This window comes from Microbacterium sp. NPDC077184 (genome assembly GCF_040687055.1).
Classification (GTDB): Bacteria; Actinomycetota; Actinomycetes; order Actinomycetales; family Microbacteriaceae; genus Microbacterium.
This window is the reverse complement of record NZ_JBFBMM010000002.1, coordinates 380,346-403,464: the sequence shown is the minus strand read 5'-3', so window position 1 is coordinate 403,464 and position 23,119 is coordinate 380,346. Positions and strand designations below refer to the sequence as shown.

Here is a 23,119-nt window from a genome sequence, read left to right as displayed (position 1 = left end):
TCGGCGCGGAAGGTGGCGCGAACGGCGAGGGCAGGAGGCGACATGGGACGAACCGATGTCATGGCGTGGGTGGAGTCCCCGCTCCAGCTCCTCGGCGCCGCCGAGTGGGCCGAGGCGCACGGCCGGACCGTGGACGTGGCCGGAAGGCTCACGCCGCAGATGTCCGAGACCGCGGAGGAGCTCCTCTCCCGCGGGGCGCGGTTCGGCATCCTGGAACCGTACGTCGGCATCCCGTGGGCGATGCTGGTGCGCCACGGACACTGGCTGATCGGCGACGGGTTCTCGGGGCAGTTCCGGCTCGCGGCGACCGTGCTCCGTCCGCGCCGGCTGTCGTTCCTCGACGACGGTGCGGGAGCGCTCGCCTACGCCGCCACGCTCGCCGGCGAGCGCCCGTACGAGCGTCCGCATCACCGCGAGGGGCGTCTGCACCGCCTCCTCGGACCAGTCGCGCATGAGCGCATCGCCCGTCGGGCTGTGGCCGGTGACGTGGAGATCTTCACCGCCTTCGACCTCGGAGACTCACGCGGCGCGGCGCTGGAAGAACGCGGCTACCGCATCCGGCGCCACCGGTTCGCCGGGATCCGCCGCACCCGTCCGTGCGCGGCGACCGGTGCGCTCCGCGAAACCCTTGGCGCGCGCATCATCCTCGGCAGCGCGCGACCCACCGACGGTCGGATGCCGCTGTCGGAGTACCGGGAATGGATCGGTCGCGTCGCGGACCGGAGCCCGGCGGTCTACGTCCCTCACCGTCGCGCCTCGTCCGCGCAACGCACTGCTGTGGCCGCGGTCCCGGGCATTCGGATCGTCGAGCCTGCCCTCCCGATCGAGGTTCTGCTGGCCGGGACCACTCGCGCGCTCACCCTGTTCACCCTCCCCTCGAGCACGACCACGACCCTGCCGCCGATCCTCGGCGGTTCGGGCTCGCGACTGCACGTCGGGCCCGAGGACGTCGGTCCGTGCCTCGCCGCACCCGCGACGATCGGCCGAGACCGGTGAGCGCCGTCGTCGCCGTCATCCCCGCCCGCGGGGGATCGAAGGGCGTGCCGCGGAAGAACCTCCGGCGCGTCGGCGGCGTGCCCCTCGTCGCCCGCGCCGTGGCCGCCGCACGCCGATGCCCCGAGATCGACCGGGTGGTCGTCTCGACCGATGACGCCGACATCGCCGCGGTGGCGGCGGAGTGGGGCGCGGAGGTCGTCGAGCGGCCCGTCGAGCTGGCCGGCGACGAGGCCAGCTCGGAGAGCGCGGTGCTCCATGTTCTGGAGACGCTGGACCCGGATGCCGATGCGATCGGCGTGGTCGTGCTCCTGCAGGCCACGAGCCCGTTCCTCGACGTCGCGGCGCTCGGGGATGCCGTGCGGCTGGTCCGGTCGCGTCGACGCGACGTGGTCTTCTCGGCGGTGGAGACGTACGGATTCCTGTGGCGTCGCGCGGTCGGCGACGCCGCGGAGGCGGTCAACCACGAGGCTTCCGCGCGTCCGCGACGGCAGGATCGCGAACCGCATTTCCTCGAGACGGGGGCGTTCTATGTGCTCCGCGCGAAGGCCTTCCGCGTGACCCGTCATCGCTTCTTCGGGAGTGTCGGGATCACCGAGGTCGCCGCCCGCACGGCGATCGAGATCGACACCGAGGACGAGCTGGCCGTCGCGCGTGCGCTCGCTCCGCTCGTGGACCGACCGGAGCCGCTCGACGTCGACGGTGTGGTCACCGACTTCGACGGCGTCCACACCGACGACACGGCCCTGCTCGATCAGCACGGCGTCGAAACGGTCCGTGTGAGTCGGTCGGACGGCATGGGCGTCTCGCTCCTGCGTCGCGCGGGCGTTCCGATGCTGATCCTGTCGACCGAGGCGAACCCGGTGGTCACGGCGCGCGCCCGCAAGCTCGGAGTCGACGTCGTGCAGCACTGCGACGACAAAGCCGCGGCCCTCCGCGCATGGGCGGCGGAGCACCGCCTCCCGCTGTCCCGCATCGCCTACCTCGGCAACGACGTCAACGACCTGCCGTGCCTCGAGATCGTCGGCTGGCCGGTGGTGGTCCCCGACGCGCCCCCGCGCGTGCGGGCAGCCGCCCGTGTCGTCCTCGACACCCAAGGCGGTGACGGGGCCGTTCGCGACCTCGCCGAGCGCGTGCTGTCCGCGCGCGACGCCGCCCCGGCGGCATCCCTCCCCGGCTCCGGCGTCGCCGCAGCCCCGACGAAAGAGAACCCGTGACCGTCACCATCGGATCCCGTGTCATCGGCGGCGGGCGCCCCGCCTACGTCATCGCCGAGATCGGCCTCAACCACAACGGCGACGTCGACCTCGCCAAGCGTCTCATCGACGTCGCGGCCGACGCCGGCGCAGACGCGGTGAAGTTCCAGAAGCGCACGCCGGAGATCGCCACCCCCGAGCACATGCGCGACATCCCGCGGGAGACGCCGTGGGGGACGATGACCTACCTCGACTACCGGCGGCGCGTGGAGTTCGACCGGACGCAGTACATCGAGATCTCCGATCACGCGCTGCTGCGGGGTCTCGAGTGGTTCGCGTCACCGTGGGACGTGCCGAGCGTGGCGTTCCTGGAGGACCTCGGCGTCGCCGCGCACAAGGTCGCCTCGGCGAGTCTCACCGACCACGCCCTGCTGCGGACGCTCGCCGACACCGGCAAGCCCGTCATCCTCTCCACGGGGATGTCGACGATGGTCGAGATCGACGCGGCTGTCAGCGTCCTCGGCACGGATCGGCTGGTGCTGATGCACGCGACGTCGACCTACCCGATGGAGCCCGAGGAGGCGAACCTGCGGATGATCCCCGCGCTGCGCGAGCGATTCCCCGGTGTCCCCGTCGGCTACTCCGGTCACGAGCGGGGACTGCAGATCTCCCTCGCCGCGGTCGCGCTCGGCGCCGTGGCCGTGGAGCGGCACATCACCCTCGACCGCACGATGTGGGGCTCCGATCACGCCGCATCACTGGAGCCCACCGGGTTGACGCACCTCGTTCGCGACATCCGGGTCATCGAGTCGGCGCTCGGTGACGGGGTCAAGCGGGTGTACCCGGGCGAGCTCGCGCCGATGGCGAAGCTCCGCCGCGTCCCCGCGTGAGCGGAGCGGATGCCGCACCGCTTCGGATCGTCGCACTCGCCGACACCGACTCGTACGTGAAGTGGGCGGCGCATCTGCTGGGCGGGCTCGGACCCGCGTGGTCTCCGGTCCTGACGGTGGTGAAGACGCCACTCGTCGTCAGCGAGGCGCAGCTGAGGAGTGCGCTCGCGGGGAGCGGTCTCGCCGCACTCGACGTGGAGCGTTGCGACCTCGACGCCGTCATGGAGCGTCTTCGTGCGGACCCGCCCGACGTCGTGCTGGTGGCCGGCCGCGGCCCCCTCGTCCGATTGCTCGCGTCGGTGGTGGCCGACATCGCCCCGCGGCCGGTGATCGTCACAGGGTTGCCCGGGATCTCCATCCCGGCCACGCGCAAAGCGCTTCTCTACCGGGCGCAGTGTGACCTGTTCGTCGTGCACTCGCAGCGCGAACGCCGCGACTTCACCGCCCTCGCGCGGGAGCAGGACATTCCGCATCGCTTCGCGCTCGCCACCCTCCCCTTCGCGCGCGGCGGCGTGACGAGAGGGCATGCGGCGGATGTCGGCGAGGCCGGGGCGGCTGCCGCGGGAGCCGACCTGGTCTTCGCCGCGCAGGCGAAGGTTCCGGCGCTCGCCGCGGATCGGCGGCGCGTCGCGCGGCTGCTCGTGCGGGCAGCCGGCGTGCACCCGGATCGCCGGGTCGTGGTGAAGCTGCGAGCCGCGCCCGGCGAGAGCCAGACGCACCTCGAGGAGACGGGCTATCGCGATCTCGTCGCGGAACTCGGGCCGGTGCCGGGAAACCTGGTGTTCTCGACGGCGCCGATGGCGCGGGCGCTCGACAGCGCCGAGGGCCTCGTCACGGTCAGCTCCACCGCGGCGATCGAGGCGATCGCGCGCGGCGTCCCGGTGATCGCGCTCGACAGCTTCGGGGTGTCGGCCGAACTGATCAACGAGGTGCTCGCCGACGCCGGTCTCCTCGGGTCGGAGGCGGATGTCGAGGCGCGGCGATACCGGCATCCGGCGCCGAGATGGCTCGAGGAGAACTACTTCCACGACCCGTCCGCGGACGACTGGGAGGAACAGGCCGCGAGGCTTGTCCGCGCTCGCCGTCGTGGCGAGCTGGACCCGCGCCCGGCCATCGCGGGACGCGGGGGGACCCTGCGGGCCGCCTGGGATCGGAAGGTCGTCCTCGGCCCGCTCGACACCTCGGCGGCGGGTCGCCTCGCGACCGTCGTCGGGATCCCGGTCCGCGCGGTCGTGCGTACGGCGCGCCGGGTGCGCAACCGTGCGGCGGCGTGGAGCGATCGTCAGCAGCCCGCCGCGAGGGGATCCTCGGCGCAGGAGCGGTCGACGAGCGCCGTCCGGACGTCGACGACCTCGACCGGGTAGGCGCCCGAGCGTGCCGTGACGACCCCGTCGACCGAGCGCCAGGTGCCGCTGCCGAAGTCGACCGCCGCGGCGTACTCCACGGCGACGACGACGGGGTAGACGCCGCGCGAGCGGTAGACGTGGCTGGTCGAGGTGGGCGTGAACTGACCCTGCCCGAGACTCTCCCAGGTCGATCCGCCCGAGGTCGCGCGCGCCCGGGTGCCGTCGCCGTAGTCGAACACGTAGCCGGAGGGCGTGAATCGGACCACGACGTCCCAGCCGAGGATCGTGCCCGGGATGATCTGCTCGGATGCCGCCGCCACGACGTTGGTCGGCATCCCCGTCACACCGAAGCCGTCGGGCTGTCCGCTGATGCTCGGTGACGCCGGGCGGAAGGAGGCGAGATCATCGATCGTGACGTCGGGTGGAGTGACGACGGTGTAGTTGCCGCGGCATCCGAGCGGTCCGCAGTCCTCCGGCTCGACCGCGGCGCCAGGCTGCGCCGCGTCCTGTGGGGGAGCGCCGCCCTCGGAATTCCCCCCACCCCCGCCGCCGCTGGGGGTGGTGATTCCCGCGCTGATGTCGACCTGTGTCCCGTCCGTCGACGCCCAACCGCATGCGCCCGCGGCCGCAAGATCAGGGCTGCATGCGGGCCCTGTAGGCACTGGGCCGGCTGAGATAAACATAATCGCTACCAAAGCCTCGACTAGCACGGCTCCTCCGACGCGCGATCACTTCGGACGATGGCGAGCGTGTCTCCTATTTTGGTGAGATCTACCGTGAGTCGGAGTCGGGTCTCACGGGTGGGGGGCGTCACGTCGTCACCGTTCGTGTCGTAGACCATCGTGTCGGCCGAGTCGAGGCAGACTTCGATAGTCACTGTGTCGTTCCCAGTGCGCTCCACAGGGCTGACCGCAGCGATCCGGGTCTCTCCTCGCACTGTCAGCCCCAAGTCGTCCAGCTGTCGAGCAGTCTCCAGTTCCGTTTCGAGCGCTTCTCCGGACAGGAAGTCGATCGGCGCAGGTGAGGCCGCGTCATCCGCGCGGACCTGGTTGAGGGCGTCGACGTAGGCGCGGTAGGTCGCCTCGGCGGCGGCGAAGGCATCCTCGTCGCTTGAGAACGACGGTGTCGGCGTCGGCTCGGACGCGTCGGGCGCGCAGCCGGTCAGGAGCGCCCCCGTCGCGAGGGCGAGGAGAAGCGTGCCGGTCCAGCGAGTCATCACGCGACCACGGTAACCGCCGCGGCTCCGGGGCGGATCGGTTATCCACAGGGTGGATGCCGCGCGTCGCTTCGCTCGCCGCCTTGCGCGATGCCATGCTGAGCGCATGCGAATCTCGAGAGTCCTGACGGCTTCGGTCGTGGCGGTCGGCCTGTTCTCCCTCGCGGCCTGCGCGCAGCAGGAACCCGCTCCCACGCCGGTGATCGCGCCGGTCACCCTCGATGTCGGAGACCTCCAGGGGCAGACGGTCGATCTGGTCGTCGGTCAGGTGCTCAACATCAACACCGGCGACCTCGCGGTCGACAGCTACAGCGGCGAGGTGTCCGACACCGCGGTGGCGGAGTTCACGGCCGGTCGCGAAGAGGGCGGCACGGTGTTCAACCCCGGCGTCACCGCGCTCGCCGAAGGCTCGACCACGGTGGTGCTGGAGAACTCCGACGGCGGCATTCAGCCGGTGACCTTCACCGTGGACGTCACGGGCTGACCTCCCGCGAGGTCGAATCCTCGCCCTGAGAGGCGTCGGGCGCAAGCCCCGGTCCCCGACCGGGGCGGTCGTTAGCGTGAGGGAATGACCACTTCACAGGACAAAGCCCGCACGCTCGCCGATCTGCACCACGCCCCCGAGATCCTCCGCGTGGTGAACGTCTGGGACGCCGTCTCCGCGGCGACCGTGGCGGCCCTGCCGGAGACGCGGGCGATCGCGACCGCGGGTCACTCGATCGCGGCGACGTTCGGATACCCCGACGGTGAGAACATCCCCCGCGACCTCATGCTCGACATGGTCGCGCGCATCGTCGAGACCGCGGGGGCCCTGCCCGTCAGCGCGGACCTCGATGCGGGCTTCGGCGACCCCGGCGAGACGGTGCGGCGCGCGATCGGTGTCGGCGTGGTCGGCGCCAACATGGAGGACCGCCTTCGGCCGCTGGCGGACTCCGTGCGCGCGGTCGAAGCGGTGATCGCAGCCGGTGCGGCGGAGGGCGTACCCTTCGTGCTCAACGCGCGTACCGACGCGTTCGTGCGGGGCGGCGACCGACCGGTGCGCGAGTCCATCGACGACGCCGTGACGCGCGGTCGCGCCTACCTGGACGCGGGAGCCGACCTGGTGTTCGTGCCCGGTGTCCTGTCGGCGGATGTCACCCGCGCGCTCGTCGACGGCATCGGCGAGCGCAAGATCAGCGTGATCGGACTGCCGGGGGCGCTGACGGCGGGGGAGTATGAGGCCCTCGGGGTGGCGCGCATCTCCTACGGCCCGATGACGCAGCGTGTCGCGCTGACGGCGCTGCAGGATGTCGCTTCCGACCTCTACGCCGACGGAGTCGTCCCCGAGAGCACGCGCGCACTCAACTGACGCGCGGTGCGGCCCGGGTCACGTGTCGCGCTCGACGGGCCCGGCATCCTCGCGGTGGTCGTCGGTGCCCCCGGCGGGGAACTCGGCCCGCTCCGGTTGCCGCGAGAGGAAGATGACGCTCGCGGTGAGTCCGCCCCAGACGACGACGATGGCGAGGACGAGGAAGGTGATGGCGATGGGGGTCATCGTGCGTCCTTTCGGCGGGCGAGGAGGGTCGTCGCGGAGGCTTCGTCGACCGGAGGCCAGGCGGTGAAGTCATCGGGTCGCCTCTTCCACGGCACGAGCGGCAGGACGACGGCGGCGACGACGAGGAGGAGCACCGTGCCCCACCCGACCACGGCGAGGTATTCGCCGGGGTATCCCTCGTAGCCGTCGATGAGGAGCGCGATGATCCGCGTCACCAGCATGTAGGTGAGGACGACGGGCGCGAGTCCGCCGACGAGGAACACCCAGACCTTGCCGACGCGGAACGTCGAGACGGCGTTGAGGTGGAACCGCAGCTCGCCGCCCTTGCGCAGCACCCAGATCGCGAGCACGGACGTCGCGATCGCCGACGCGACGATGCCGATGTTGTTGGCCCAGTGGTCGGTGGTGTCCAACGCGATGAGGCCGGTCGTGGTGGAGAACAGCAGGATCGAGAGGATCGCCGAGACCACGCCGAGCGCGACCGCGGCACGCCGCGGCGACAGCCCCGTCTTCTCCTGGATGGCCGCCGACACGACCTGCAGGACCGACAGCAGCGACGTGAACCCGGCCATCACCAGTGAGCCGAAGAACAGCGCCCCGAAGATCGGGCCTCCCGGCATCTGCGAAACGATCGCCGGGAAGGTGATGAAGGACAGCCCGACTCCGGTGAGGCCCTCGAGGTCTGCGACCGAGACGTTCTGCTCGAACGCGAGGAACCCGAGTGTGGCGAAGACGCCGATGCCCGCGAGGATCTCGAACGAAGAGTTCGAGAAGGCCACGACGAGACCCGGCGCGGTGAGGTTCGCGCGGCGGCGGCGGTAGGACGCGTACGTGATCATGATGCCGAAGGCGATCGAGAGCGAGAAGAAGATCTGGCTGTAGGCGGCGATCCACACATCGGGGTTCGCCAGCGCCGCCCAGTCGGGCGTGAACAGCGCGTTGAGGCCGTCGGCGGCGCCGTCGAGGAAGAGGGCACGCACCACCAGGATGAGGAAGGCAGCCACCAGCAGCGGCAGGAAGATGAGGTTCGCCCGCTGGATGCCCTTGGCCACCCCCGCGGCGAGGACGGCGATCACCGCGATCCAGACGATCGCGAGCGGGATCAGCACGCCGGGGACGAACTCCAGGCTGAAGCCGGGCTCGCCCACCTGGAGGTACTCGTTGAGCAGGAAGGCCTGCGTGTCATCGCCCCAGCGGAGGTCGAAGGAGAAGATGAAGAAGCTCGCCGCCCACGCGATGACCGCCGTGTAGTACAGGCCGATCACGAACGCGATCGTGACCTGGAACCACCCGAGCCCCTCGAGCCAGCGGCCGTGGCGCGGACCTCCCAGCCGGCGGAACGCCGTCGGTGCCGCGCCGCGGAAGCGGTGGCCGATCGCATAGTCGAGGAAGAGGATCGGGATGCCCGCCGTGATCAGCGCGACGAGATACGGGATGAGGAACGCCCCACCGCCGTTCTCGTACGCCACACCGGGGAAGCGCCAGATGTTGCCGAGGCCGACGGCGGAGCCGATCGCGGCGAGGATGAATCCGAGCTGGCCGGTCCATTCCTCCCGGGGCCGTTCCACGGCGTCGGGGGCGGAGGTTCCACGGGCTGCTGAACTCATGAGTACCGTCCTTCGCTGGTCGCTCGGCTGCGTCGCACGCTATCAGGGCGACGGTGTCGGGCACAGGAGATCCGGCGGAAACAGGACGGTGTCGGCTGGATCGGCTGTTCCGGCACGATCTCCTGCTCCGAAACGGACGGAGGGCGCCGCATCGCGCACGGACCGGGCTCTCTGATAGCCTGAAGTGTCATTCTCAGGACACGCTTCGGCGTGCCCGCCGTCTCCGGACGAGAGAATGACGTGTACGACCCCATCCACCCGGCCTCGGCGAGGGCATCCGCCTGCCTCCGGCATCCGGAGAGACCCACACCGTCGGGCCCCGACACCCCAACCCTCCAAGGACAACCCACTACATGACTACCGCAACGACCGCCCCGGCCATCAAGCAGGTCGCGATCAACGACATCGGATCTGCCGAAGACTTCCTGGCCGCGGTCGAGAAGACCCTGAAGTTCTTCAACGACGGCGACCTCATCGAGGGCACCGTGGTGAAGATCGACCGCGACGAGGTCCTCCTCGACGTCGGATACAAGACCGAGGGTGTCATCCCCTCGCGCGAGCTCTCCATCAAGCACGACGTCGACCCCAACGAGGTCGTCAAGGTCGGCGACGAGGTCGAGGCGCTGGTCCTCCAGAAGGAGGACAAGGAAGGCCGCCTCATCCTGTCGAAGAAGCGTGCGCAGTACGAGCGCGCGTGGGGCGACGTGGAGAAGATCAAGGAGACCGACGGTGTCGTCACCGGCCAGGTCATCGAGGTCGTCAAGGGTGGCCTCATCGTCGACATCGGCCTGCGCGGCTTCCTGCCCGCCTCGCTGATCGAGCTCCGTCGCGTCCGCGACCTCACGCCGTACCTCGGCCAGGAGATCGAGGCGAAGATCCTCGAGCTCGACAAGAACCGCAACAACGTCGTGCTCTCGCGCCGCGCCCTGCTCGAGCAGACGCAGTCCGAGTCGCGCACCACGTTCCTCAACAACCTCCACAAGGGTCAGGTCCGCAAGGGCACGGTCTCCTCGATCGTCAACTTCGGTGCGTTCGTCGACCTCGGCGGCGTCGACGGTCTCGTCCACGTCTCGGAGCTCTCGTGGAAGCACATCGAGCACGCGTCCGAGGTCGTCGAGGTCGGCCAGGAGGTCACCGTCGAGATCCTCGAGGTGGACCTGGACCGCGAGCGCGTGTCGCTCTCGCTGAAGGCCACTCAGGAAGACCCGTGGCAGGTGTTCGCCCGTACCCACGCGATCGGTCAGGTCGCGCCGGGCAAGGTCACCAAGCTCGTTCCGTTCGGTGCGTTCGTCCGCGTCGCCGACGGCATCGAGGGCCTCGTCCACATCTCGGAGCTCTCCGGCAAGCACGTCGAGCTCGCCGAGCAGGTCGTCTCGGTCGGTGAAGAGGTCTTCGTCAAGATCATCGACATCGACCTCGAGCGTCGCCGCATCTCGCTGTCGCTCAAGCAGGCCAACGAGTCGGTCGACCCCAACGGCACCGAGTTCGACCCGGCCCTGTACGGCATGGTCACGGAGTACGACGAGAACGGCGAGTACAAGTACCCCGAGGGCTTCGACCCCGAGACCAACGCCTGGCTCGAAGGATTCGACGAGCAGCGCGAGAAGTGGGAGCAGGAGTACGCTGCGGCCCACGCGCGCTGGGAGGCCCACAAGGCTGCCGTCGCCAAGGCCCTCGAGGCCGAGGCCGAGGCCGTCGCGACCGCTGGCGTCGGCGGCTCGTCGTTCGCCTCCGACAGCAGCTCGGTCGGTACCCTCGCCGACGACGAGGCGCTCGCCGCCCTGCGCGAGAAGCTCTCGGGTCGCTGAGACCCGCGCCGATGACATCATCGGCATCCGCGCGAAGGGCCGGAACCGAAAGGTTCCGGCCCTTCGCCGTTTCGTCCTACGGATGCCGGGTACCGGGCGTCGCTAGAGTGAGCAGGTGACCGGCGCCGACGCATCCTCCGTGCCCACCGCGGCTGAGGCGGCTCCGGCCCGCCCGAAGCTCGTGCTGACCGCGCTCATCCTGGGAGCGCTGGTGTGCAACATCAACCTCGCCGCGGCCAACATCGCCCTCCCGGACATCGGCGACGCGTTCGGTGCAGGGCAGACGGCCCTCAACCTCGTCGCGGTCGGCTGCTCCCTGGGGCTCGCGATGTCCGTGCTCTACCTCGGCGCGGTGGCCGACCGGTACGGCCGCAAGCAGCTGCTCGTCCTCGGTCTGGCGCTGACGATCGTGGTGAGCTTCTTCGCCGCGTTCGCCGCCTCCGTCGAGATGCTCGTCATCGCTCGGATCTGCACCGGGATCGCCGCGGGGATGGCGTATCCCGTGACCCTGTCGCTCATCACCGCGCTGTGGGCGCCGGGACGGCAGCGGACGCTCGCGATCGCGCTGTGGTCGGCGGTCTCGGCGACGGCGACGGTCATCGGCTCGGTGCTCGCCGGCATCCTGCTCCTGTGGCTCTGGTGGGGGGCCGCCTTCTTCCTCGCGGTGCCGTTCGCCGTGGCCGCGCTGATCCTGGTGGTGCTGTTCGTCCCCTCCCACGTGGCGGAGAACTCCGATCGGGTGGACCACCTCGGCGGAGTGCTGTCGGTCTTCATGGTGGCGAGCCTCGTGCTCGGACTGTCCACGGTCTTCGTCCCCACCACGGCCCTGTTCGGGCTGGTGCTCCTGGTCAGCGGAGCGGTGCTCCTCGTCCTGTTCGGGTGGCGCCAACGCCGCGCGCGCTCTCCCCTCTACGACCTGCGCGTCGCGCGTCGTCGCATGTTCTGGGCGCCGGCGACCGGGGGTCTCATCGTCTTCGGTTCTCTCATGGGCGCGATGTTCGTGGGGCAGCAGTTCCAGCAGAACATCCTCGGGTACTCCACCTTGGACGCGTCGTTGTCGATCATCCCGGCGGGCGTCGGGCTTCTGATCGTGGCACCGCATTCGGCTCGTCTCGTGCTCGCGCGCGGCTCACGCTTCACGATGCTGCTCGGCTACGGATTCGTCCTCCTGGGGTTCGTCACGATGCTCTTCTGGAACGCCGACACCCCGTTCTGGTGGGTGAGCGTGGCGTATCTGGTCATCGGCATCGGGGCCGGCTTCGCGATGACCCCCGCCTCGCGGGCGATCACGGAGTCGACCCCGGTGCGACGCGTCGGGATGGCATCCGCCACCGCCGATCTGCAGCGCGACCTGGGTGGGTCGATCATGCAGGGCGTCCTCGGGGCCATCCTCGCCGCCGGATTCGCCCGCTCCTTCGGCACCCTCATCGCCGGCTCCGATGAAGCCGACTCGATCAGCGCACAGGTCGTCGCCGCCCTCCAGGCGTCCTATGCCTCCGCGATGCACGTGGCCGAGCAGTATCCCCAGTACAAGGATGAGATCGTGCAGGCCGCGCAGCAGAGTCTGGTGGACGGAGCGATTGCGGCATACGCCGTCGGGGCGATCGCGATCGCGATCGGCGCGGTGGTCGTCGGCATCTTCCTCCCGCGCAAGGATCGCGAGCTGGAGCTCGTGGCCTCGTACGAGAAGGCGGATGCCGGGCGATGAGCATCCCGGCGCACCCGGTGCGGATCCCCGACCGGGTGCGGGCGCTCGCCCCCGGCGCCGACCTGACGGCCGTCTGGGTGAACGACGCCGGCGGCGTCACCTTCCGCGGGGTGCGGGAGGACGAGACCGTCTTCGTGAAGCTGCAGCCCCGCTATGGCGAGACCCCGGTCGCGGCGGAGGTCGAGCGCCTGCTCTGGGCCGCTTCGTACACCGCCGTGCCCCGCGTCCGCGAGTGGGGCGCCGAAGGCGACGAGGAGTGGCTGGTCACCCTCGGGATGGCGGGCGAGGGCGCCGTCTCGCCACGCGGTATGCGCGCACCGCGACAGGCGGTCCGGGCGATCGGCGAAGGGCTCCGGGCGTGGCACGACCGGCTGCCGACGTCGGACTGCCCTTTCACATGGGATGTCGCCGGCCGCATCGCCGCGGCGCGGGAGCGGGGCATCGTCGTACCTCCGGCGCTGCACGATGCGCCGCAGGTCGACCGCCTCGTGGTCTGCCACGGCGACGCGTGCGCCCCCAACACCCTGATCGACCGCGACGGCCGCTGGGCGGGTCACGTCGACGTCGGCGCACTGGGCGTCGCCGACCGATGGGCCGATATCGCAGTCGCGAGCATGAGCCTGGAATGGAACTACGGACCCGGCTGGGACTCCGAGTTCTTCGCCGCCTACGGGGTCGCACCGGACACCGTCCGGCTCGCGTTCTACCGCGACCTCTGGAACGCGACATGAGCGGGAGGCGTGTCGCGACGTCATCCGACCACGCGCACGGCCCGGCATCCGTTAACGTCCTGGTATGACCCGGCGTCCGACCGGGCCGGCGACTCCCCACCTCGGCCGGCCCCGCGGCGCGCGCTCCGCACGAGGCGCGTCCGACGTGAGCGATCTCGCGCGCGACCGCGCCGTCCTGCTCAACCAGATCCTGCTCACCGCGGTCGTCTTCATCGTCGCGGGACTCGCCGTCATCGGATCGTTCGCCGGCGACACCGCGCTGTTCTTCCTGGGGGTCGTCCTGGTCTTCGCCGTGGCCGGGGCGACCCTGCTGGTTCCGTGGAATCGGCTGCACCAGGGATGGGTCGCCGTCGTTCCCGCGCTCGACGGCGTGGCGATCACCCTCATGCAGTTCGCCGCGCCCGGCACGACGCTCGGACTCCTGTGGGTCTTCCCTGCGACGTGGCTCGCCGCCTCCTTCGGCCTCGTCGGATTGTGGGGGGTGGTCGGCGCGATGATCGTCGTCAACCTCCTCGTCTTCGTCTCGACGGGGGACCCGCTCGCCGCAATGACGATCCTCGTCCCCGTGGTCCTCGTGGCCGTTGCGGTGGGCAGTCATGTGGCCGCCCGCAGGAGCACGGCGCAGCGCAACCTGCTCGTGACGCAGTCCGACCTCCTGCGCCGCCTCCTGGAGACCACTCGCCTGCAGGAGCAGACGGTCACCGAGGTCCTGGATGCGGTCGACTTCGGCGTGATCCGCGTCGACCGCGACGGACGCGTCGCCGTGACCAACGACGCGCATGCGCGTCTGCAGCGCGCCGTCGGCGGCGAGGGTACGGCGCCGGCGTTCCGCGACGACGGCGTCACCCCTCTGCCCGAGGACGAGCGTCCCCTCGAACGGGCGCTGCGCGGCGAGGGCTTCGACGATGCCGTGGTGTGGTTCGGCGGTGACCCCGCGACGCGTCGCGCGCTCAGCATCACGGCGCGTCGTCTCATCGACGATACGGGCGCGGATGCCGGCGCCGTGGTGGTGTCGCGGGACGTGACCACGGAGCTGCTGGCCCTCCGCGCGCGCGACGAGCTGGTCGCGTCGGTGTCGCACGAGCTCCGTACACCGCTGACGTCGATCATGGGCTACCTCGATCTCGCCCTCGACGCCCCCGAGACACCGGGAGATGTGCGGCGCGACCTGCAGGTGGCCGAGCGCAACGCGGAGCGCCTGCTGCTCATCGTCGGCGACATCCTCTCCGCGTCCAGCAGCGCGGCGCCGGGGGCCACCTCGGTGGAGCCGCGGATGGTGGCGGTGCAGGACGTCGTCGCGGCCTCCGCGCAGGCGCTTCGCCCGCGCGCTGACGCACGCGCTGTCGCCGTCCATCTCGACGAGGTGCGTCCCGCATGGGGATGGGCCGATCCCGATCGGCTGCGTCAGGTGGTGGACAACCTGGTCGCGAACGCGGTGATCTACAACAGGGAGGGCGGGCACGTGCACCTGGCGACCGACGCCGACACGGTGTGGACCCGCATCGTGGTGCGCGACACGGGGCCGGGCATGTCCGAGGGCGAGTGCGCGCGCCTGTTCCAGCGCTACTACCGCGCCGGCTCGCAGACGGCGGGGACGGGTCTCGGACTCGCCATCAGCCGCGACATCGTGCGCCAGCTGGGCGGCGAGATCACCGTGGAGAGCACGATCGGCGTCGGTTCCACGTTCGTCGTCAAGGTGCCCGCGTCCGAACCTTCGGAGAGGCTGTCATGACCCTCGATCTCCTCAGCGTCCTCGTCGTCTCCAGCGTCGTCGTCAACGTCAGCGGCATCGTCTTCATCGTCGAGACCCTGCTCCGGCGCGACGACGGGGCGGGCCGGGTGTGGGCGCTGGGATTCCTCGCGGCGATGCTCACGACGTTGGCCTACGTGCTCTGGGCGCGTTCGGGGGTCGATCTGTGGGCCCTCGCCGCGGGGAACGCGACCTTCGTGACCGCGACCGGGTGCATGTGGCTCGGCTGCCGCCGGTTCAACGGCCGCCGGATCCGGCGCGACGGTCTCCTCGTCGCCGTAGGTGCGGGCGGTGCGGCTGTCGCCGTCGTGGTCGACGGGCTCCCCGCGGGGGACTGGGCGGGAGCGGTGTGGATGTTCGTCGCGCTCACGGTGTTGTCGTCGGCGGCAGCCGTCGAGTGCCTGCGGGGGATGCTCGGAGGGACGCGGTCGGCGTGGGTTCTGGCCGTCGTGTTCGGGCTGCAGTGCGGCTTCTACGTCGGGCGGACGGTGGTCTTCCTCCTCGCGGGGCCCGAGAGCGCCCTGTTCCGGTACGCGTTCGGCTCGATCGCGCTCAGCTTCGGTACGGTGATCCTCACCGTCGTGGCCGTGGTGATCCTGTCGGTCCTGCGGGCGACGAGGGTGCCGCTGTTCGATCCGACGGGAGCGACGCTGTCGGACATCGCGCGTGACGGCATCGTCGCCGAGGGGGTGTTCGCCGGTATGTGGAGCGCGCTCTGCGTGCGGGCTCGGCAGCAGGGCGCGACAGTCGCCCTCGTCGCGGTGCGCATCGACGATCTCGCGCAGATGACGACGGCGTTCGGCGGCGACGTCACGGGGCTCGTGGTCGACGACTGGCGACGCGGTGTCGCGGCATCCGCTCCGGCCGGCGCGATCCTCGGGGAGGACTCCCGCGCCGGGCTCCTGGTGGGATGCGTCGTGGACGACGCCCGCGGCGCCCGAAGCGCGGCGACGGCCGTGTACAGGGGGGTCTTCGACCGACTCGGTGCGGCGACGCACGGCATCATCCCGGTGGTCGGAGTGGGAGTGGCCGACAGCACGATCGTCGGCCACGATCCCCACGCGCTGATCGTCGCCGCACGCGACGCGGCGCTCACCGCTGCGACGCGGGTGGACGCGGCGGTCGTGAGCGTCGAGTCGCGGGAGGCGACTCAGGCCTGATCGGCCGTCAGGCGGTATCCCACGCCCCGAACGGTTTCGATCCACCGCGGATGCGTCGGGGACTCGCCGAGCTTCCGCCGGAGATTGGCGACGTGGACCTCGATCGCGCGCGCGTCGCTCTCGCTGACGAACTCGCCGCCGCCGGGCTCTTCGCCCCGGAGCATCAACGCGAGATCCGACTTCGCGCGTACGCGGCGTCCGGATGCCAGGAGATCGGCGAGGATGTCGAACTCGCTGCGCGTGAGCTCGAGGTCGCGTTCGTCGACGGTGGCGACACGCATCGCGGAGTGCAGGCGGAGTCCGCGATGCTCGCGCCACTCCTCGCCGCCGTCCGCGTCGGCGCCGGCACCGTCGGCACGGTGGCGGGGGCGTCGGAGCATGGCGTCGATCCGCGCCCGCAGCTCCCGCGGGCGGAACGGCTTCGCGATGTAGTCGTCCGCTCCCGCCTCCAGTCCCTGGAGGGCGTCGATCTCCTCGGTCCGTGCGCTGAGCATGACGATGTAGGTCGCGCTGAAGCTGCGGATCCGCTTCGTCGTCTCGAACCCGTCCATGCCGGGCATGTTCACGTCGAGCGTGGTGACGAGGGGGTCGTGCTGACGGACGAGCTCGATCCCCTCCGCGCCGGTCGCGGCTTCGAACACATCGAATCCGGCCTGGGCGAGGATGGTCGAGAGCAGAGCTCGGATATCGTCCTCATCTTCGACGACGACGGCGACACGTGACGGGTCCACAGCACACTCCCTCGGCGCCGCGTGAGAGGTCCGGCGCCCGAACGACGGTCAGGATATCCCAGATCATCTCCCGTCCGCGGTGCACAGGGCGGACGTGACATGCTCGATCCATGCCTCTTGTCGCGCTCACCGGGGGGATCGCCTCCGGCAAGTCCACGATCGCCGCCCGGCTGGCGGAGCACGGAGCGGAGATCGTCGACGCCGACGGGATCGTCCGCGACGTGCAGGCGCCGGGCTCACCCGTGCTGGATCGCATCGCCGCCGCCTTCGGCGACGGCGTGATCGCCCCCGACGGCACCCTCGATCGTGCCGCGCTCGGTGCCCTGGTCTTCGCCGACGACGACGCCCGCGCGCATCTCAACGCGATCGTCCACCCGGCGGTGCGCGAGGAGTCCGCGCGCCGCTTCCGTGCCGCGCTCGCGGCGGATCCCGACCGGGTGGTCGTCTACGACGTCCCGCTGCTGGCAGAAGCCCGATCGGACGATCCCTGGGATCTCGTCCTCGTCGCCGACGCACCGGCGGACCTCCGCATCCGACGCATGGTCGAGCTCCGCGGCATGGACGAGACGGATGCCGCGGCCCGCGTCGCGGCGCAGGTCGACGACGCGGCCCGCCGTGCTCTCGCCGACGTCGTCATCGACACCGGTGGCGACCTCTCTCACACCCTGCGTCAGGTGGACGCGGTGTGGGACGGCCTTCCGTCGCTCATCGCCGCCCGCCGACGCTGACGACGTCGGGCTCGCCGAACCCCCCACACCGCGGCCACGAGACCGACCACGAGCAGGACGAACCCGAGGAGCGGCGCGAGCAGGGCGAGCACGGACAGGGTGAGAGCCGAGGCATCCTCGACCGAGGACACGAGCGGTGCGGCGATCCCCGCGGTCGCGGCGTTGGCGACCGGGCGCGAGAGGGCCTTGAGGGCGTGGACGCCCAGGGCGATGGCGATGCCCAGGGCGAGGGGGATCCAGCCGCCGTCCGCCACGAGCGCGGCCGGGTCCTCGACCGCGAGCGACTCGGCGCCGGCTCCGGCGCCGAAGACGATCCCGCCCGCCGCGGGCCGGATGAGGGTCTGCACGACGTCGTTGATCGAGTCCACCGCGGGGATCTTGTCGGCCACGATCTCCAGGAGGAGGAGGATCCCGACGATCCAGAGCGCGACGTCGGAGGAGAGCCAGGACCACGCGGCGGGGAGCTGGACCGCAGGCAGGAAGCGGTCCGCCAGTCCGAGGACGAGCAGCGGCATCCACGCGTTCAGCCCCGCCGCGGCGGCGAGGCTCGATCCGACCATGAACTCCAGCACCTCGCCAGCCTACGGAACCTGCGCCGGCGCGACCTCGCACGTCCGCCTCCCGCGAACGCCCGGCGGTGTGTCGGAGGCCGCGCCTACGCTGGAGACGTGCAGACCACGCGATCCGTCCGGCCCTTCGAGGTCATCAGCGAGTACTCTCCGTCCGGCGATCAGCCCCATGCGATCGCCGAGCTCGCCGCGCGCATCAACGCGGGGGAGACCGACGTCGTCCTGCTGGGTGCGACAGGCACGGGCAAGTCGGCGACCACCGCCTGGCTCGTCGAGGCTGTCCAGCGTCCGACGCTCGTTCTGGCGCACAACAAGACGCTCGCCGCTCAGCTGGCCAACGAGTTCCGCGACCTCATGCCGAACAACGCGGTGGAGTACTTCGTCAGCTACTACGACTACTACCAGCCTGAGGCCTACGTCCCCCAGACGGACACCTTCATCGAGAAGGACTCCTCCATCAACGCCGAGGTGGAGCGCCTTCGCCACTCCACGACGAACTCCCTGCTGAGCCGGCGGGACGTGGTCGTGGTGAGCACCGTGTCGTGCATCTACGGCCTGGGTGCTCCGGAGGAGTACCTGCGCGCCATGGTCGCGCTCCAGGTCGGCGAGGCCTACGACCGCGACGCGCTGATCCGCAAGTTCATCTCCATGCAGTACAACCGCAACGACGTCGACTTCTCGCGCGGCAACTTCCGCGTCCGAGGCGACACGATCGAGATCATCCCGGTGTACGAGGAGTACGCCATCCGCATCGAGATGTTCGGCGATGAGATCGAAGCGCTGTACATGCTGCACCCGCTCACCGGCGATGTCGTTCAGAAGATGGATGCGGTGCCGATCTTCCCCGCCTCCCACTACGTCGCCGGAACCGACACGGTCCAGCGCGCGATCGGAACGATCGAGACCGAACTCGCCGATCGGCTGGGCGAGCTGGAGAAGCAGAACAAGCTGCTGGAGGCGCAGCGGCTGCGCATGCGCACCACCTTCGATCTGGAGATGCTGCAGCAGCTCGGGTTCTGCTCCGGCATCGAGAACTACTCGCGCCACCTCGACGGGCGCGCAGCCGGCGATCCGCCGCACACGTTGCTGGACTTCTTCCCCGACGACTTCCTGCTCGTCATCGACGAGTCCCACGTGACCGTGCCCCAGATCGGCGCGATGTACGAGGGCGACGCGTCGCGCAAGCGCACGCTCGTCGAGCACGGCTTCCGCCTGCCCTCGGCGATGGACAACCGCCCGCTGCGGTGGGACGAGTTCAAGAACCGCATCGGTCAGACCGTCTATCTGTCGGCGACGCCCGGGCGGTACGAGATGGGGATCGCCGACGGCGTCGTGGAGCAGATCATCCGCCCCACCGGTCTCGTGGACCCGCAGATCATCGTCAAGCCCTCCAAGGGTCAGATCGACGATCTGCTGGAGGAGATCCGCCTGCGCGTCGAGCGCGACGAGCGGGTCCTCGTCACCACGCTCACGAAGAAGATGTCCGAAGAGCTGACCGACTTCCTCGCCGAGCACGGGGTGCGCGTGCGCTACCTGCACTCGGACGTCGACACCCTGCGTCGCGTCGAGCTGCTGAGCGAGCTCCGCGCCGGCGTGTACGACGTCCTCGTGGGCATCAACCTCCTGCGCGAGGGCCTGGACCTCCCCGAGGTGTCGCTGGTGTCGATCCTCGACGCCGACAAGGAGGGGTTCCTCCGCAGCGGCACCTCGCTCATCCAGACGATCGGTCGCGCGGCGCGGAACGTCTCGGGCGAGGTGCACATGTACGCCGACAAGATGACCGACTCGATGCGCAACGCCATCGACGAGACCGAACGCCGCCGCGAGAAGCAGATGGCCTACAACCTCGAGCACGGCATCGATCCGACCCCCCTGCGCAAGAAGATCGCCGACATCACCGATGCCCTCATCCGGGAGGGGGAGGACACCAAGGCACTCCTCGGCCGGAAGGAGGCCGCGGCGTCCAAGAACGGGAAGGGGAAGAGCCCGACCCCGCGTCTGCGCCGTGAGGGCATCGCGGCGGAGGGGGCGACGCAGCTCGAGGCGACGATCGCGGATCTGTCCGACCAGATGCTCGCGGCGGCATCCGAGCTCAAGTTCGAACTGGCCGCGCGTCTGCGGGACGAGGTGCAGGACCTGAAGAAGGAACTGCGGGCGATGGAACGGGCCGGTCACGCCTGAGCGCGTAGCGCTTCGCGGAGAGCGGAGCCACCCCGGAGCCGGTGTCGGAGGCCCCGCCTACACTTGACGGGTGCCCATCGTCCCCGTCTCCTCCCATGCCCACTCGAGCGGAACTCTGTCCGTCCGGGGAGCCCGCGTCCACAATCTGAAGGACGTCGACCTCGAGATCCCGAGGGACTCGCTCGTGGTGTTCACGGGGCTTTCCGGTTCGGGGAAATCGAGTCTGGCCTTCGACACGATCTTCGCCGAGGGGCAGCGCCGATACGTCGAGTCGCTGAGCGCCTACGCGCGCCAGTTCCTCGGGCAGGTCGACCGTCCGGACGTCGACTTCATCGAGGGTCTCAGCCCCGCCGTGTCGATCGATCAGAAGTCGACGAACCGCAATCCGCGATCGACGGTCGGCACCATCACCGAGATCCACGACTACATGCGACTGCTGTGGGCCCGCATCGGCGTGCCCCACTGCCCGGATTGCGGTGCGCCGATCCAGCGCCAGACGGTGCAGCAGATCGCCGACCAGCTCATGGAGCTTCCCGATCGCACCCGCTATCAGATCGTCGCCCCGGTCGTCACTCAGAAGAAGGGCGAGTTCGTCGACCTCTTCAAGGAGCTCTCGGCGAAGGGGTACGCCCGTGCCGTCGTGGACGGAGACCTGATCCAACTGGCCGAGCCCCCCACACTCAAGAAGAGCTACAAGCACGACATCGCCGTGGTCGTCGACCGTCTGGTCGCCGGTCCCGACATCCTGACGCGGATCACCGACTCGGTCGAGACGGCGCTGGGACTCGCGGGTGGCGTCATGCAGGTCAACTTCGTCGACGAGGAGGGTGACGACGCGTGGCAGTCGTTCTCCGAGAAGCTGGCCTGCCCCAACGGCCACCCGCTGCAGTTGACCGAAATCGAGCCCCGCACCTTCTCCTTCAACGCACCCTTCGGTGCGTGTCCCGCGTGTTCCGGGCTCGGGACGCGGATGTCGGTGGATGTGGATCTCATGCTCGGCGACGAGGAACTGTCCATTCGCGAGGGGGTCATCATCCCCTGGACGACGCAGGGCAAGGGCCTCTTCCAGTACTACGAGCGTCTCCTCGAAGGACTCGCCGCCGACCTCGGGTTCTCGCTCGACACGCCGTGGCGGAAGCTGCCGCAGCAGGTGCGGGAAGCCGTCCTCCGCGGTGAGAATTACAAGGTCACGGTCAAGTGGAAGAACCGCTACGGCCGCGAGATGCGCTATTCGTCGGGCTTCGAGGGCGTCGTGCCGTACATCGAACGCCAGTACCTGCAGGCCGAGTCCGACACCCAGCGGCAGCGGTGGGCGGACTTCCTCCGCGAGGTCCCCTGCCCGGTCTGCGACGGCGCCCGTCTGAAGCCCGAGGTGCTCGCCGTCCAGGTCCACGGACACTCCATCGCCGACGCCTCGCGTCTGAGTCTTGCCGACGCGCACGCCTTCTTCGCCGAGCTGGAACTGACCGATCGCGAGGCGAAGATCGCCGCGCAGGTCTTGCGGGAGATCCGACTGCGCCTCGACTTCCTCATCCAGGTCGGCCTGACCTACCTGAATCTCAGCCGTTCGGCCGGTTCCCTGTCCGGCGGCGAAGCGCAGCGCATCCGTCTGGCCACCCAGATCGGCTCGGGGCTGACCGGCGTCCTGTACGTCCTGGACGAACCGAGCATCGGTCTCCATCAACGCGACAACCGCCGACTCATCGACACGCTCATCACGCTGCGCGATCTCGGCAACACCCTGATCGTCGTCGAGCACGACGAGGAGACGATCCATGCCGCCGACTGGGTCGTCGACATCGGCCCACGTGCCGGCGTCGACGGAGGAGAGGTGGTCCACTCGGGCCCCCTCGCGCAGATGCTCGAGGACCGGTCCTCGATCACGGGCGATTACCTCGCCGGGCGTCGTGCCATCCCCACGCCGGCGAAGCGACGACGCATCGACAAGAAGCGTCAGATATCGGTGGTCGGTGCCCGCGAGAACAACCTGCGCAACGTGACGGCGGAGTTCCCCCTGGGCGTCCTCACCGCGGTGACCGGGGTGAGCGGCTCGGGGAAGTCCTCCCTCGTCAACGACGTCCTCTACCAGGTGCTCGCCGCACGGCTCAATGGAGCCCGGACGGTCCCGGGGCGCCATACGCGGGTGACCGGACTCGACAACCTCGACAAGGTCGTGCACGTCGACCAGGCGCCGATCGGACGCACGCCGAGGTCGAACCCCGCGACCTACACGGGGGTGTTCGACCGGATCCGTACCCTCTTCAGCGAGACGCTCGAGGCCAAGGCGCGGGGCTACCAGCCCGGGCGCTTCAGCTTCAACGTCAAGGGCGGGCGGTGCGAGGCGTGCTCGGGTGACGGCACGATCAAGATCGAGATGAACTTCCTTCCGGACGTCTACGTCGACTGCGAGGTCTGCCACGGCAAGCGGTACAACCGCGACACCCTGAGCGTGCACTACAAGGGGAAGAACATCGCCGAGGTCCTGGAGATGCCGATCTCCGAGGCGGCAGAGTTCTTCGAGCCGATCCAGGCCATCCACCGTTATCTCAAGACGCTCGTCGACGTCGGCCTCGGATACGTCCGGCTCGGTCAGTCGGCCACGACGCTGTCGGGCGGCGAGGCGCAGCGCGTCAAGCTCGCCACGGAGCTGCAGCGACGATCCAACGGTCGCTCGATCTACGTGCTCGACGAGCCCACCACGGGCCTGCACTTCGAAGATGTCCGACGCCTCCTGGAGGTGCTCGGCGGGCTGGTCGACAAGGGCAACACCGTCATCGTCATCGAGCACAATCTCGACGTGATCAAGTCCGCGGACTGGATCATCGACATGGGCCCCGAAGGCGGCTCCGGCGGCGGACAGATCATCGCCACGGGAACCCCCGAGCAGGTCGCGCGCGTCGCTGAGAGCCACACCGGCCAGTTCCTGGCCGAGGTCCTTCCGGGCGGCGCGGCGGTCCGTAAGGCGGGCTGA

At 70.0% G+C, this 23,119-nt stretch carries 20 protein-coding genes; 14 read left to right on the top strand and 6 right to left on the bottom strand.

Annotation, left to right across the window (positions count from 1 at the left end):
* The first annotated feature begins 42 nt into the window (after positions 1-42).
* The 4 genes from AB0O93_RS06580 to AB0O93_RS06565 are packed head-to-tail and all read left to right on the top strand — an operon-like array spanning position 43 to position 4,443.
* The gene (locus AB0O93_RS06580; RefSeq protein WP_363341661.1) at positions 43-996 is read left to right on the top strand and encodes a hypothetical protein; all 954 of its coding nucleotides are present in this window, start codon (positions 43-45) and stop codon (positions 994-996) included.
* The gene (locus AB0O93_RS06575; RefSeq protein ID WP_363341659.1) at positions 993-2,210 is read left to right on the top strand and encodes an acylneuraminate cytidylyltransferase; all 1,218 of its coding nucleotides are present in this window, start codon (positions 993-995) and stop codon (positions 2,208-2,210) included. The genes AB0O93_RS06580 and AB0O93_RS06575 overlap by 4 nt, the downstream gene beginning before the upstream one ends.
* Positions 2,207-3,079: an N-acetylneuraminate synthase family protein gene (locus AB0O93_RS06570; protein WP_363341657.1), complete on the top strand. Its 873-nt coding sequence runs from the start codon at positions 2,207-2,209 to the stop codon at positions 3,077-3,079. Before AB0O93_RS06575 ends, AB0O93_RS06570 begins: the two co-directional genes overlap by 4 nt.
* Positions 3,076-4,443: a DUF6716 putative glycosyltransferase gene (locus AB0O93_RS06565; RefSeq protein WP_363341655.1), complete on the top strand. Its 1,368-nt coding sequence runs from the start codon at positions 3,076-3,078 to the stop codon at positions 4,441-4,443. The genes AB0O93_RS06570 and AB0O93_RS06565 overlap by 4 nt, the downstream gene beginning before the upstream one ends.
* Here AB0O93_RS06565 and AB0O93_RS06560 read toward each other — a convergent pair.
* Positions 4,362-5,087 carry a hypothetical protein gene (locus AB0O93_RS06560; protein WP_363341653.1) on the bottom strand — a complete coding sequence of 242 codons (726 nt, stop codon included), beginning with the start codon at positions 5,085-5,087 and terminating at the stop codon, positions 4,362-4,364. The genes AB0O93_RS06565 and AB0O93_RS06560 overlap by 82 nt on opposite strands.
* 41 nt (positions 5,088-5,128) lie before the next feature.
* Entirely contained in the window at positions 5,129-5,644 is a 516-nt protein-coding gene (locus AB0O93_RS06555; RefSeq protein WP_363341651.1) for a hypothetical protein, read from the bottom strand.
* Positions 5,645-5,747: 103 nt separating this feature from the next.
* On the opposite strand from AB0O93_RS06555, the gene AB0O93_RS06550 reads away from it, so the two are divergent.
* Both AB0O93_RS06550 and AB0O93_RS06545 read left to right on the top strand, forming a co-directional pair.
* A complete protein-coding gene (locus AB0O93_RS06550) occupies positions 5,748-6,125 on the top strand; it encodes a hypothetical protein (protein ID WP_363341649.1) in 378 nt (125 codons plus the stop codon).
* Positions 6,126-6,209: 84 nt separating this feature from the next.
* Positions 6,210-6,989, top strand: coding sequence for an isocitrate lyase/phosphoenolpyruvate mutase family protein (locus AB0O93_RS06545; RefSeq protein WP_363341647.1), 780 nt, complete (start codon positions 6,210-6,212; stop codon positions 6,987-6,989).
* A gap of 18 nt (positions 6,990-7,007) precedes the next feature.
* Here AB0O93_RS06545 and AB0O93_RS06540 read toward each other — a convergent pair whose 3' ends face one another.
* Positions 7,008-7,175, bottom strand: a complete 168-nt coding sequence (locus AB0O93_RS06540) for a methionine/alanine import family NSS transporter small subunit (protein WP_363341645.1) — start codon at positions 7,173-7,175, stop codon at positions 7,008-7,010.
* Positions 7,172-8,782, bottom strand: coding sequence for a sodium-dependent transporter (locus AB0O93_RS06535; protein WP_363341643.1), 1,611 nt, complete (start codon positions 8,780-8,782; stop codon positions 7,172-7,174). The genes AB0O93_RS06540 and AB0O93_RS06535 overlap by 4 nt, the downstream gene beginning before the upstream one ends.
* Positions 8,783-9,135: 353 nt before the next feature.
* On the opposite strand from AB0O93_RS06535, the gene rpsA reads away from it, so the two are divergent.
* From rpsA to AB0O93_RS06510, 5 genes are all read left to right on the top strand, one after another.
* A complete protein-coding gene (gene rpsA / locus AB0O93_RS06530) occupies positions 9,136-10,590 on the top strand; it encodes a 30S ribosomal protein S1 (protein WP_354000475.1) in 1,455 nt (484 codons plus the stop codon).
* Positions 10,591-10,705: 115 nt separating this feature from the next.
* Positions 10,706-12,298, top strand: a complete 1,593-nt coding sequence (locus tag AB0O93_RS06525; RefSeq protein ID WP_363341641.1) for an MFS transporter — start codon at positions 10,706-10,708, stop codon at positions 12,296-12,298.
* On the top strand, positions 12,295-13,029 hold the full coding sequence (locus tag AB0O93_RS06520; protein ID WP_363341639.1) for an aminoglycoside 3'-phosphotransferase: 735 nt from the start codon (positions 12,295-12,297) through the stop codon (positions 13,027-13,029). Before AB0O93_RS06525 ends, AB0O93_RS06520 begins: the two co-directional genes overlap by 4 nt.
* Positions 13,030-13,174: 145 nt before the next feature.
* Positions 13,175-14,761 carry an ATP-binding protein gene (locus tag AB0O93_RS06515; protein WP_363341637.1) on the top strand — a complete coding sequence of 529 codons (1,587 nt, stop codon included), beginning with the start codon at positions 13,175-13,177 and terminating at the stop codon, positions 14,759-14,761.
* Positions 14,758-15,939 (top strand): hypothetical protein, encoded by a 1,182-nt coding sequence (locus AB0O93_RS06510; RefSeq protein WP_363341635.1) that lies wholly within the window; start codon positions 14,758-14,760, stop codon positions 15,937-15,939. The genes AB0O93_RS06515 and AB0O93_RS06510 overlap by 4 nt, the downstream gene beginning before the upstream one ends.
* Here AB0O93_RS06510 and AB0O93_RS06505 read toward each other — a convergent pair.
* Complete coding sequence (locus AB0O93_RS06505) at positions 15,930-16,670, bottom strand: response regulator transcription factor (RefSeq protein ID WP_363341633.1); 741 nt, start codon at positions 16,668-16,670, stop codon at positions 15,930-15,932. The genes AB0O93_RS06510 and AB0O93_RS06505 overlap by 10 nt on opposite strands.
* Before the next feature lie 110 nt (positions 16,671-16,780).
* On the opposite strand from AB0O93_RS06505, the gene coaE reads away from it, so the two are divergent.
* Positions 16,781-17,398 (top strand): dephospho-CoA kinase, encoded by a 618-nt coding sequence (gene coaE / locus AB0O93_RS06500; RefSeq protein WP_363341631.1) that lies wholly within the window; start codon positions 16,781-16,783, stop codon positions 17,396-17,398.
* Here the strand turns inward: coaE and AB0O93_RS06495 are convergent.
* Positions 17,341-17,970: a DUF4126 domain-containing protein gene (locus tag AB0O93_RS06495; RefSeq protein ID WP_363341629.1), complete on the bottom strand. Its 630-nt coding sequence runs from the start codon at positions 17,968-17,970 to the stop codon at positions 17,341-17,343. The genes coaE and AB0O93_RS06495 overlap by 58 nt on opposite strands.
* A 96-nt stretch (positions 17,971-18,066) precedes the next feature.
* Between AB0O93_RS06495 and uvrB the strand changes: the two genes are divergently transcribed.
* Together uvrB and uvrA are read left to right on the top strand one after the other, a co-directional pair.
* A complete protein-coding gene (uvrB, locus tag AB0O93_RS06490) occupies positions 18,067-20,148 on the top strand; it encodes an excinuclease ABC subunit UvrB (RefSeq protein WP_363341627.1) in 2,082 nt (693 codons plus the stop codon).
* 70 nt (positions 20,149-20,218) lie between these two features.
* Entirely contained in the window at positions 20,219-23,119 is a 2,901-nt protein-coding gene (gene uvrA / locus AB0O93_RS06485; RefSeq protein WP_363341625.1) for an excinuclease ABC subunit UvrA, read from the top strand.

What these genes read in the sequence shown, in the direction of transcription:
- AB0O93_RS06580 (WP_363341661.1), top strand. Translation starts at nt 43, where the DNA reads ATGGGACGAACCGATGTCATGGCGTGGGTGGAGTCCCCGCTCCAGCTC.
- AB0O93_RS06550 (WP_363341649.1), top strand. Translation starts at nt 5,748, where the DNA reads ATGCGAATCTCGAGAGTCCTGACGGCTTCGGTCGTGGCGGTCGGCCTG.
- AB0O93_RS06545 (WP_363341647.1), top strand. Translation starts at nt 6,210, where the DNA reads ATGACCACTTCACAGGACAAAGCCCGCACGCTCGCCGATCTGCACCAC.
- AB0O93_RS06540 (WP_363341645.1), bottom strand. Translation starts at nt 7,175, where the DNA reads ATGACCCCCATCGCCATCACCTTCCTCGTCCTCGCCATCGTCGTCGTC.
- AB0O93_RS06535 (WP_363341643.1), bottom strand. Translation starts at nt 8,782, where the DNA reads ATGAGTTCAGCAGCCCGTGGAACCTCCGCCCCCGACGCCGTGGAACGG.
- rpsA (WP_354000475.1), top strand. Translation starts at nt 9,136, where the DNA reads ATGACTACCGCAACGACCGCCCCGGCCATCAAGCAGGTCGCGATCAAC.
- AB0O93_RS06520 (WP_363341639.1), top strand. Translation starts at nt 12,295, where the DNA reads ATGAGCATCCCGGCGCACCCGGTGCGGATCCCCGACCGGGTGCGGGCG.
- AB0O93_RS06510 (WP_363341635.1), top strand. Translation starts at nt 14,758, where the DNA reads ATGACCCTCGATCTCCTCAGCGTCCTCGTCGTCTCCAGCGTCGTCGTC.
- coaE (WP_363341631.1), top strand. Translation starts at nt 16,781, where the DNA reads ATGCCTCTTGTCGCGCTCACCGGGGGGATCGCCTCCGGCAAGTCCACG.